Source organism: Bacteroidota bacterium (genome assembly GCA_018692315.1).
In the GTDB taxonomy this organism is placed as follows: Bacteria; Bacteroidota; Bacteroidia; order Bacteroidales; family JABHKC01; genus JABHKC01.
The window spans coordinates 1-11752 of sequence record JABHKC010000018.1 but is presented as its reverse complement, the minus strand read 5'-3'; the positions used below and the strand labels follow the sequence as shown (position 1 = coordinate 11752).

Sequence of the window (11752 nt, the reverse complement as noted above, 5' to 3'; positions counted from 1 at the left end):
TTTATTTCCCGCAAATATTAGAATAATCGCAATATTTACACAAATCGCTATTTTTTGTTTGTTCAAAAATCAAATTTCTATCGAAAATTTCGAGAAGTAGATTTTGCAGGCGATTTTCAAACTCATTCGCATAGTCCTTATAATTCAAAATTTGATTTTTGTTCATTTTAATATTATAATCGAAATTTTTGTTGAAAAGCTCTTTGGTGAAATATAAGCCGGGCACTAAAACTCCACCATAGTTTGTTTGGTTTTTATACATCAGACAATACAAAAAAGTTTGAAAAGCTGCATTGTTTCGTTTATTGTCATCGCTAATAAATAAAGATTCAATCGACTTAAAACTCAATTTTACCTGACCGGTTTTATAGTCAATAATTCGCCTTATGTTGGCAAAATCATCAATTCTATCTATTGTCCCGCCAAGGTTAATTTTCAAATCGACATCTGCCGATTTTATTGGAAATTGAATTTTAAATTTATCTTCCAAGCCAACAATTTCGAACGGAGTTTTGTGCTTATCAATTTTAACAATCTGTCGTACATATTTTTTTATCACTTCAAAAATTATAATATTTCTGCCTTGAATTTCCGGTTCTGCGATTTCTTCGTTTTTGCCAGTTTTGAAATATTCCTTTTGAAATGCCATTTTAATTGCTTTATCAACCAAATCTTTGTTTTTTAAAATTGCATCCAAATTGTTATCGCTGACTTTTTTGTTTTTGAATGGTTCGTAAAGAATATCAATGGTTTTATGCAAAATATTTCCAAACATTATAGCGTCAATTTCTTCGAGCAAAGTCTCGGAAACCTTCATTTTTGCAATATGTTGGAAATAGAATTTTAGCTTGCAATCTAAAAACAAATTTATGGCACTTGGCGAAAGGTATTTTTGTCCGTTTGGGGATATAAATTTATTAATTTCTTCGCCAATTTGTGCTGACCATGGCACCGAAATTTCTTCTTTTTTCTGAATATTAATGTTGTAAGAAATGTTTTTTTCAGTAATTTGAAAATCAGATTCAAATTTTAGTTGATGCAAAAATCTACTTTTTTCGTTTTTTTCGGTTCCAGACGATTGAGTATGATAAACAAGGTAAATGTTTTTTGCACGCTGAATTAAATTGTAGAAATAATAAGCATAAATTGCATCATTGTGTTGAATGGTGGACATCCCAAATCCTTTTCGTAGATTGAAAGGAATGAAGGACGATGACGATTTTATTGCTGGAAGTTTCCCCTCATTCATCGAAAGAATTATTACATTTTCGAAATCTAACACTCTGGTTTCCAATATTCCCATAATTTGAAGACCGGTCAGTGGCTCGCCAAAAAATGGTACTCTCAGGTTTTTGATTATTTGTTTAAGAAGAGAAATATATGTTTTTGTATCAATTTCGAATTGCTGCCCAAGCAAAATATCGTTCAATTGCTTGATACTTAAATATATTTGATATAAATATTCTTTTTCTATTTGAAATTTTGAAGTGTCATTTGTGCTAAAATGAGAGAAAATTGAATGAAGAATATTTAGCAAATATTCGGAAAAATCATCAAAACTATCAGCTTTTACAAATATTTTTTTCAACAATTCATTTGCATGCAGCCTGCTCTCAGGAATAAAGCTTCTATTTTTTAAATTAATAAGCTCAATAATTTTTTCTGAAAATTCAGCAGAAAACTGATTGATATATTGATGTTTCAATAAAGCTAGAATATCCTTGAAATAATAGGAAATTTTTCCATTTGTGTCGCTCGTAGCATTTTTTTGTAGCTCGAACAAATGCTGAATTAAACTAAAAGCCGGTGTAGATTTCACTGGAAAACCCATAGTAACATTTATAGAAGAAATATGCTCGGGAATTGAATTCAGCACAGGCTGCAACAAATTTTCATCGGCAAGAACCAGAGCGGTTTTTGTGTCAAAAAAATCTGACTCTGTAAAGTTTTTATCTAATATTTTATGAGCAATTTTGGCTTGAGTAAAATCGGAAGGCGAACTGATAAATTCAATATGTTTTTCATGGCCAAAAGAATTAAATAAAGCCTGAGAGTTTTTATCATCATGCTTTTCCACAAATTCTTTGGGCGGTGGAAATTGTTTCAAGTTTTTTCTAATAAAAATTCCGGCTTCTTGTTTTTTATCGTTCACATAATAGGAATCGAAGTCCCAATAAAACTCAGCTATTTGACGTTTTTTCAAATGATTAAAAAGAATTTCTTCGCAAGGATTTATTGCATTAAAACCAACAAAAATCACCTTATCAAATTCAATTTCTAATTGGTTCCCATCAATAATTTTTTCGGCAGTATTTTTATAAAGCATTCCTTCGTATGCCAAAGATTTGGTTTGCAAATGCTTCTTAAATTTTGAATATACATCGTAGAGAACATGCCAAATTTCAATAAAATCTGCCTGATGATCAGATATTTTCGGAGGCTTGAAACTGCTCCAAAATTGTTTAATAGCAAGTATTTGTTCTTCAGACAAATAATAAAATCTATTTTCAATATCTTTGATTGATGATAAATCTTGAAATAGATTTTTTGCATCGACCAAATTTTTATCAATATCATCAAAATCTTTTAGAAGCATTTCGCCCCAATAATAAAACTCATCGAATTTCTCCTGTGCAATTTTTTCTTGCTGAAATATTTTATACAGCTCAAATATTAGCACTAAATTATTGGAAATTTGATATTCTGAATACTTCTGAAAAAGTGCAGAAATACTGAGAATTGTTGGCGACCAAATTGGTTTATCGCTCAGAGTTGAAAGATATTTTTGGAAAAATAATTTTGCACGATTATTCGGAAAAACAATGTACAAATCTGACAGATTTTCTTTGTGATTTTGAAAAATGAATGTTGCTACATTTGATAAAAAATTGTTTTGCATATTTTATTTCATAAAACTTTTAGAAAGTTTCAAACTGGGGTGTTAATTTTGATGGTTTTTTATTAAGAGTAATTTCATTCAACATTTAATAAGATTATTAAGGTTTAAACAGTGTTTTCTTGTTCATTTCTATTAAGGATTGAACCAAATGATAAGGTTTTAAAACCTTACTTCAACAAGTTCAGCACAAGTATTTTCAAAGTTTTAACCTAAGTAGAAAACTAATGCAACAAGAACAATCAACCTTATTAACCTTATTTTTTTATTAAATATATAGGATAAAAAATACTTCAAAATAAACATGCTAGTTTCAAACTTTCAAGAAGTAATTAAAGTTTAAATTATATTAAACGACTAGAAAATAGGATTTTCTGGAAATTTCAGCACCTGGTTATTTGTTTACTATTTTTTCAATTGTTTCTATTACTGTTTTTATTTCATTCGCTAAATTGCTGTGTAAAAAATCATTATCTGTTTCTTTGGCTTTATCATAAGGAATATAAACAGCTAAATAGGTTCCAATTGATAAATCAAAGTAACTCCTGTTTGTATTTTCGAATTGAGAATTCCAATCACAATTATTTATCCAATTTGGAATATATATATCTAATTCAAGTTTAAATTTTTCCCATTTGTGTTTTTTCCAACGACCTGCAAACCTTTTAAAAAAATCATAAGTATGTGTCCTTTTTACTTCATTTTCATTAGGCATTAACCAAAATAAACCAGAATTAAAATGACTAAATTTGAGATAATATTTTGTATATGTAGGATATTTATTAATTCTTTCAGGAAAAAATATTTGTTTATTCGGTTTAAAAAAGTGCCACCCTTGTGATTTTGTATCTCCAGGATATACGCTAATATTTATTTGATTTTCACGTTCTGTGTATCCGATGTGAAATTCATTTGCCCAACCAAAATTTTTTGATATTATATACCTATTATATTTTGTTCCAATACTTTTTGTAAACTCACTACCATAAACTTGGTCTTTTATTTCATTTAATCTACGTCCTAAATAATAAAAATTAGGATTGTTTTCATTTCTAGTATAGATAATATTCTTGAGTAGTCTGTGGGGAAACCAATAAGGATGTTTATTTTCTAAAAATTCAACAAAGTCTTTTGTAAAAGCATTTTCTTGATTAATTTGCTTTTGAAAGGATAAAACATTTAATAATAATTTTATTATTTTCTTCCAATTAAAATCAAAATAAACTATTTCATTATCACTTTCTGATAGTTCTTTAATTTTTTCAGCTTGACCTTTTAATTGAGATGCAGGATCTTCGTTTGTGCGTTTGAATTCAAATATTAAACAAGTATTATTTATTTCTATACAAACATCAGTTATTGGGTTGTTTGTTGTTCGTGTATTATATTTATTGAAATCTACTATTTCAGTTCCGCTACAAGCAATAGCTATAATGTTGTCAAAACCTTCTAATTGGTTTGTATCTTTTTGAATATCAATTTCTAATTTATAATTGGGTTGATCTGTATTAAATAAATCTGAGTAAATATATTCAGGAAGCAAATACTTTAAAACATTATCCAAAAATTGATTGTCATATTTTAAGCTAATTGCAAAAGCTCGAGAAAGATTATCTTCTATATATTCTTTTTCGTGATTGTTGAAGAAGTTGTATAAATTTAAGTGTCTATTCATAATTTAACTTTTAATTAGTACTAACTATTAATATATTACAATGGAAGTATCTATACATGTGATTATATTATTTGGTATTTTTGTACTGACTTTTCATAATATTAGGATTTCTGCTTGAATGAAAAATTCCAAGAATATAAACACTTTTTTCTTTTACTACAAAAAAAACATTGAAAGGAAACTTTTTGGTTTTTGCTTTTTGCATTTTTCTGTATTCTTTTGGGAATTGTAGCGAATTTGTTCTAATACGTTCAAATATATGGGATATTTCTTTTGCAAATTCGTTCCCGAGCTCATCTTTTTCAGAATTATACCATTTTATTGATCTTTCTAAATCCTGCTCTGCAAAAGGAGATATTTTTATATTCATTTTTTCATATATTTATGTTTTATTGTATCCCAATCTTTGTATTCATTCGCATGAGTAACAAAATGTTCGTAACGATAATCTAATTCTTCCATTAAATCTGTTGATAAATTATTCTCATCTTCCTGTTCTATTTGCAAAAAATCATAATCTATTGCTAAAGATTTCAGCATCATAAGTAAACTTTTTGCTTGAGGTGTACTGTCATTTAATATTTTTATATTGTATGTCATAATTTAATATTCGTTGGTTAAGTACATTATTTTTAAATTTTAATAGTCATTAATCCTCAGGAAATTTGGAATCTCATTAACTTAATAATTTCTAAAATTCCAAATCGTTTTTCCATTTTCTACAAAAATATGAAACTTAGCCTATTTATTCAACTAAAATCAAAATAATAGCTAATTTTGGATATTTAAAGAAATGAATTTATGATATTTGATTTTTCAAAAACAGATATATTCCATACGGTTTCGCTCAAAAGATTAGTTCAAAATATTGATAGGCATTTCAAAGAAGGCAATATTTTTGGTATTCCGAAAGATTTATTTTATATCTCAAAAGAGAAAAATGCTTTAGAAACAAACAGATGTGGTCAAACTCTCGACAATCCAGTTGGTGTTGCTGCAGGACCACATTCTCAATTGGCTCAAAATATTGTTTCGGCATGGCTTTGCGGAGCAAGATTTATTGAGTTGAAAACAATACAAACTCTCGATGAACTTGATGTTTCTAAACCTTGTATTGATATGCAAGACGAGGGCTACAACTGCGAATGGTCGCAGGAATTGCGAATAAAGCAAAGCTTCGACGAGTATTTGAAAGCATGGATACTGATTCATATTTTGAATGAAAAAATAGGGCAGGGAAGGAGCATTGGAACCATTTTTAATATCAGCGTTGGTTATAATCTCGAAGGGATTTTAAACGAAAATGTACAATGGTTTTTAAACAAAATTGAGAATTGTAGTGAAGACTTAGCTGAAATGCTTGATTCGATTAAAAATATTTACCCTGAGATATCTGAAATAAATATTCCATCGCAAATTTCGAATAATGTTACAATTTCTACAATGCATGGTTGTCCACCAGACGAAATTGAACAAATTGCACTATATTTTGTCGAAAAACGAAAACTGCACACTACAATAAAACTTAATCCAACTTTAGTTGGAAAAAAAGAATTACGCAGTATTTTGAATGAAAAACTTAAATTTCAAGCAGTTGTCCCCGATAGTGCTTTCGAGCACGATTTGAAGTATCAGGATGCTTTAAAAATCATCAGCAAAGTTCAAGAATCGGCTACAAAAAATAATCTTAAATTCAGCTTAAAAATCAGTAACACACTTGAAACCAAAAACAACAAAACTGTTTTCGACAAAAGTCAGAAAATGATGTATTTGAGTGGTAGAGCTTTGCATCCAATTTCAATAAACCTTGCAAAAAAACTACAAAACGATTTTGGCGGGAAATTAGATTTGTCATTTTCTGCAGGTATCGATGCTTTTAATATTTCGGAAGTTATAGCCTGTGGTTTTAGTACAATTACTGTATGTTCCGATTTGTTGAAGCCCGGTGGCTATATGCGATTATCTCAATATTTTGAAGAAATTAATTCGAATTTCAAAAAATTGAAGGCTGAAAATATTAAAGATTTTATTCAAAAAAAAGCCCAAAATATTTATCAAAATAATGCTCAAGCAGTTTTAGAAAATTTGAAAATATACTCGAAACAAGTAGTTGAAGATGAGAGGTATAAAAAAGATGAATTAGTCAATTATAGCATCAAATCGAGCAAGAAATTATCCTATTTTGATTGCATAGAAGCTCCATGCACAAATGCTTGCTCTACCTTACAGGATGTCCCTGAATATATGTTTCATTCGGCAAAAGGTAATTTTCAGAAAGCAATGGATAGCATTTTGAAAACCAACCCTTTTCCAAATGTGCTTGGGAATATTTGCAACCATTTTTGCGAAACAAAATGTACTCGAATAAATTATGATGAGTCATTAATGATAAAAGAAATCAAACGTTTCGTTGCAGAAACTGGAGATAAAAATACTGCGATTTTGCCGGAGACGGAAAATAAAATTCGAGTAGCAATTATTGGTGCCGGTCCTTCTGGATTGGCATGTGCATATTTTTTGCGACTAAGCGGATTTGAGGTACATATTTTTGAAAGTTATGACAGCCCTGGAGGCATGATTTCCGATGTAATACCAAAATTTCGTATCGATCAAAAAACAATACTTGAAGATATTGATCGTATAAAATTGCTAGGTGTCAAGATTCATTTCAATTATAAAATTGGAGAAAAACGTTTTCTCGAAATTAGAAAGAAATTCAAATATGTATATATTGCAATTGGAGCAGTAAACTCTCAAAAACTAAATATTAAGGGCGAAAATCCGAAAACAATAATAGATTCCTTAAGTTTTTTGCGAAAAATAAAAGAAGTTCAAAATATTGAATTGGGTAAAAAACTTGCAATTATTGGAGGTGGAAATACTGCGATTGATTGTGCACGAACCGCAAAAAGATTCAATGATAATAAAACAGAGGTAACTATCATTTACAGGCGAACAATTTTGGAAATGCCAGCTGATCACGATGAGATTAGAACTGCCATGAAGGAGGGTATTAAAATTATCGAACTTTGTGCTCCCAAAAGCATTTTTAGAAATAAGAATGGGGAAATAAAATTGATTTGTTCAAGAATGAAATTGTCAGGAAAAGACAAATCAGGTAGGCCTAAACCAGTTGAAATTAAAGACTCTGAGGCAGAATTTAACTTTGATACAATTATTGCAGCTATCGGACAGAAAGTTGATATAAATTTTATTAAAACCGATATTTTCAGAAAAACAGGAAATTTGTTTGAAACCAAATTGAAAAATGTATTGATTGGCGGAGATGCTTTGAGAGGTGCATCATCGGTAGTAGATGCTGTTGCCGATGGAAAAAATGTTGCAAATTTTATTTTCGAGAAAGAAATTCAAACAAATCAAAAAGCTTTTTTCAAGGACAATAAAAAACTTACTTACAATGATTTATTAGTAAAAAAAGCAAAAAAAATCTATCCCGAAAATTCGGAAACGAATAACAACTCTTTAGGGTTTCATTCAAAAATTTCAACAAAAAAGCAAGCAAAAACAGAAGCTTCAAGATGTTTGTATTGCGATGAATTGTGCGATATTTGTGTTACGGTATGTCCGAATAGAGCAAATTATTCTTATCAGTCCGAGCCTATAAAATATAATCTCGATATGGTTTTAATTAGAGAAAATAAATTGCACATTGTTGCTGACGAAGAGTATGTTATTGACCAGAAATATCAAGTTTTGAATATTGCTGATTGGTGTAACGAGTGTGGAAATTGCACAACATTCTGTCCAACAAAAGGGCAACCATTTAAGGATAAACCAAAATTTCATTTATCTAAAAAAAGTTTTGAAGCATCGAATTTAGGATTTTTTTATCATATTTCGGAATACGGAAAATCTCTTATGTTTAAAAATGGTAATGACAGACATATTTTTGCTATTGAAAATGAGAAATTTATATATATAACTCCACACTTTCAAATGATGTTGAATCCTGACGATTTTAAAATTGAGGATATTAGTTTTTTTGCAAAAAAACCAGATAAAATAAAATTGCAAATTGCTGCACAAATGAGTATTCTTTACAAAGCATGTGAAAATTTATATGAATTTGAAAAAAAGAAATATGATTTTTGATTTAAGAGTCTCTTGCTATTGTATTTTTATTTCATTAGAAAAATGAAGAATTAAATTATTAATTATGAGAATTATAACAATATTGTTGATTGCATTTACGTGTGTTTCAGTGTTTTCGCAAGGAAAATATAATAAGGAAATATTAAGCAAATCTGTAAATTCAGAATATAGCGAAGTTAGCCCTATAATTTCGCCAGACGGAAAAACGATATACTTTGTGAGAGTTAATCACCCTAAAAACACTTTTGGGAATGAAGATAGTCAGGATATATGGTTTTCGGAACTGGACGAAAATGACGATTGGAAAGCTGCTAAACGAATGATTAATCCCTTCAATCGAAATAAATATAATGATATTCTGAATATTACACCAGACGGGAATAAGGTTTTGATAAAGGGAGTATATAAAAAAGGAAATCTTATAGGCAAAGGATTTTCGTTTATTCATAAAACAGAAAGAGGCTGGAGTGAGCCAGAAAAACTTAATATTGCGGTTTACGAAAGTATTGATGTTGGAAATTATTCGGGAGGATTTCTGTCGAACGACAGTCGGGTTTTGTTGATGTATTTTAGTGAAAAAATTGATGGAAATATTTGCGATTTGTACATAAGCTTTTTGAAAAAGAGTGGAAAATGGACCAAACCAAAAAGCCTTGGAAAAACAGTGAATGCAAAAAAGGCTGACGATATTTCTCCATTTTTAGCTCCTGACGGAAAAACCTTGTATTTTTCGAGCGATAGGGAAGGCGGATTTGGCAGCAAAGATATATACATGACAAAGCGTCTCGACGATTCATGGAAAAAGTGGAGCGAGCCTGTAAATTTGGGAAAGACAATAAATTCGGCAGCGTGGGAGGCATACTATTCCTTAGACGTAAGTGGGGAATTTGCCTATATGGTTTCGTCTGATAAAATTTCGCGGCGTGGAGATATTGTAAGAATTCGCTTGAAAGAGGAAATCAGACCAGATCCGGTAGTGATTGTTACAGGTGTTGTTTACAACTCGAAAACAAATCTACCTGTTGAAGCTTCTATTGTATATTCGATTCTCGCCGTAGGTGATGAATGTGGTGTAGCAAAAAGTAATCCGAATAATGGTGAATATAAAATTATTCTTCCTTATGGTGAAAATTATAGTTTTTCGGCAAATGCTGAAGGCTATTTTGCTGTGTCAGACAATTTGAATTTAACTGAAATAGAAGAGTTTAAGGAAATAAAAAAAGATTTATTTTTAGCACCAATTGAAGTAGGTCGTAAAATTCGTCTGAACAATATCTTTTTCGATTATAACAAAAGCAGCCTTCGTGAAGAGTCGTTTTTCGAGTTAGATAAAATTTATAATCTAATGAATGAAAGCCCTTTAATGGAAATTCAAATAGATGGACATACTGACAATGTTGGCTCGCCTGCATCGAATCTTGTTTTGTCGGAGGAGCGTGCAGAGGCTGTCAAAAATTATATCATTAAAAAAGGAATCGACAAAAAAAGGATAACTGCTAAAGGTTTTGGTGAAGAAAATCCAATAAATTCGAATGAAACCGAAAGTGGTAAACAAAAAAATCGTAGAGTAGAATTTACTATTTTGAAAAAGTGAAATTATGAAAATTCAATATTGTTCCGATTTACATTTGGAATTTGTTGAAAATAAGGAATTTCTAATAAAAAATCCCATAACTAAAAAGGCTGATATTTTGATATTGGCAGGGGATATTGTCCCATTTGTAGCATTGAAAAATCATAATGATTTTTTCGATTATCTATCCGATAATTATGAATATACGTATTGGGTTCCGGGAAATCATGAATTTTACTATTCAGATATTGCTCAAAATGAAGGTATTCTTAATAAAAAAATCAGAAGTAATGTTTATCTGGTTAATAATACATCAGTAGATATTAAAAATGCAAAACTTATTTTTTCGACTCTTTGGTCAAAGATTAGTCATAACAATCAATGGATTATTCAGCAAAGTTTATCCGATTTTCATATAATAAAAGATAATACAAAACTTTTTACACCAGATAAATATAATTTCTTGCACTCGGAGTCTAAATCTTTTATTGAAAGGGAGTTAAAACATAATATGCAAGAAAAAACCATAGTTGTAACACATCATGTTCCTACTTTTATGAACTACCCTGAAATATACAAAGGAGATGCTTTGAGTCAAGCTTTTGCCACAGAGCTATTTGATTTGATAGAAAAATCGAATATTGATTATTGGATTTTTGGGCATCATCATAAAAATATTAGTGATTTTAGAATTGGAAAAACTTTGCTGGCTACTAATCAATTAGGCTATGTGAAATATGGTGAACATTTATCATTTAACAGATTTGAGATAATCGACACTAACAAATAAAACTATAGTGCATTAAAATATATCACAAAAAAAAACACCTGTACGAAATTCGCACAGGTGTTTCTTTTAATGTTTTAACTTATGATTATTTTTCAATATTCATTTGTTTTGTAGCTACAAAATTGTCGGTAATAATTTTATAGAAGTAAGATCCTGAAGATAAATCTTTAGAGTCGAATTCTATAGTGTGTTCACCGGCTTCGTAGTCTTGAGATATAATCTCTTCTACAAACTCACCTAAAATATTGTAAATATTCATTTTTACATTTGTTGATTCTGGTAAGTAGAAGCTAATTGTAGTAGTTTCTGAATATGGATTTGGAATATTCTGATCTAAAGAATAGGTATCAAAATTACCAATTATCATATTTTTTACAATACTTATTTTATTGTCGGAATAAAACTCATTTCCTTCTGTCCAACTTAAAACTTCGATTGTTTCAACTTCCTCTGTGGAGGCTCTCCACAATTTCAATGTAATTGCTTCATCATTTTCCATTCCATCTATTGTGTTTGTAGTGAAATCGTTACCCCAAACTGGTAGGGCAATATTTCCGCCTTCGAACACTATCGAACCTACTAATTCGTCTGCTGAAGTATATGCCAGGATTTCATCTCCTACTTCAGGTAGATTACTCCAAACATCCTCAGGAATACCAATTGTCATATTTGCTCCTGTATTTAAGAATTTATTATTCTTTGCAG

The 11752-nt window shown here is 29.8% G+C and carries 8 protein-coding genes; 3 read left to right on the top strand and 5 right to left on the bottom strand.

The window, feature by feature from the left end; translation table 11 throughout:
- Position 1: 1 nt before the first annotated feature.
- The 4 genes from HN894_01235 to HN894_01220 all read right to left on the bottom strand — a co-directional run bounded on the left by HN894_01235 (position 2) and on the right by HN894_01220 (position 5171).
- A complete protein-coding gene (locus HN894_01235; protein ID MBT7141930.1) occupies positions 2-2899 on the bottom strand; it encodes a hypothetical protein in 2898 nt (965 codons plus the stop codon).
- A 391-nt stretch (positions 2900-3290) separates the two neighbouring features.
- The gene (locus tag HN894_01230) at positions 3291-4571 is read right to left on the bottom strand and encodes a hypothetical protein (protein MBT7141929.1); all 1281 of its coding nucleotides are present in this window, start codon (positions 4569-4571) and stop codon (positions 3291-3293) included.
- A gap of 67 nt (positions 4572-4638) precedes the next feature.
- Positions 4639-4941, bottom strand: a complete 303-nt coding sequence (locus HN894_01225) for a type II toxin-antitoxin system RelE/ParE family toxin (protein ID MBT7141928.1) — start codon at positions 4939-4941, stop codon at positions 4639-4641.
- Positions 4938-5171, bottom strand: coding sequence for a hypothetical protein (locus HN894_01220; protein ID MBT7141927.1), 234 nt, complete (start codon positions 5169-5171; stop codon positions 4938-4940). The genes HN894_01225 and HN894_01220 overlap by 4 nt, the downstream gene beginning before the upstream one ends.
- Positions 5172-5372: 201 nt before the next feature.
- On the opposite strand from HN894_01220, the gene ygfK reads away from it, so the two are divergent.
- The 3 genes from ygfK (at position 5373) to HN894_01205 (ending at position 11047) form a co-directional block, all read left to right on the top strand.
- Positions 5373-8684, top strand: a complete 3312-nt coding sequence (gene ygfK / locus HN894_01215; GenBank protein MBT7141926.1) for a putative selenate reductase subunit YgfK — start codon at positions 5373-5375, stop codon at positions 8682-8684.
- A 64-nt stretch (positions 8685-8748) separates the two neighbouring features.
- Complete coding sequence (locus HN894_01210; GenBank protein MBT7141925.1) at positions 8749-10278, top strand: OmpA family protein; 1530 nt, start codon at positions 8749-8751, stop codon at positions 10276-10278.
- Between the two features lie 4 nt (positions 10279-10282).
- The gene (locus tag HN894_01205; GenBank protein ID MBT7141924.1) at positions 10283-11047 is read left to right on the top strand and encodes a metallophosphoesterase; all 765 of its coding nucleotides are present in this window, start codon (positions 10283-10285) and stop codon (positions 11045-11047) included.
- A gap of 85 nt (positions 11048-11132) precedes the next feature.
- Here HN894_01205 and HN894_01200 read toward each other — a convergent pair.
- On the bottom strand, positions 11133-11752 hold a 620-nt coding region (locus HN894_01200), incomplete at its 5' end, for a T9SS type A sorting domain-containing protein (GenBank protein ID MBT7141923.1).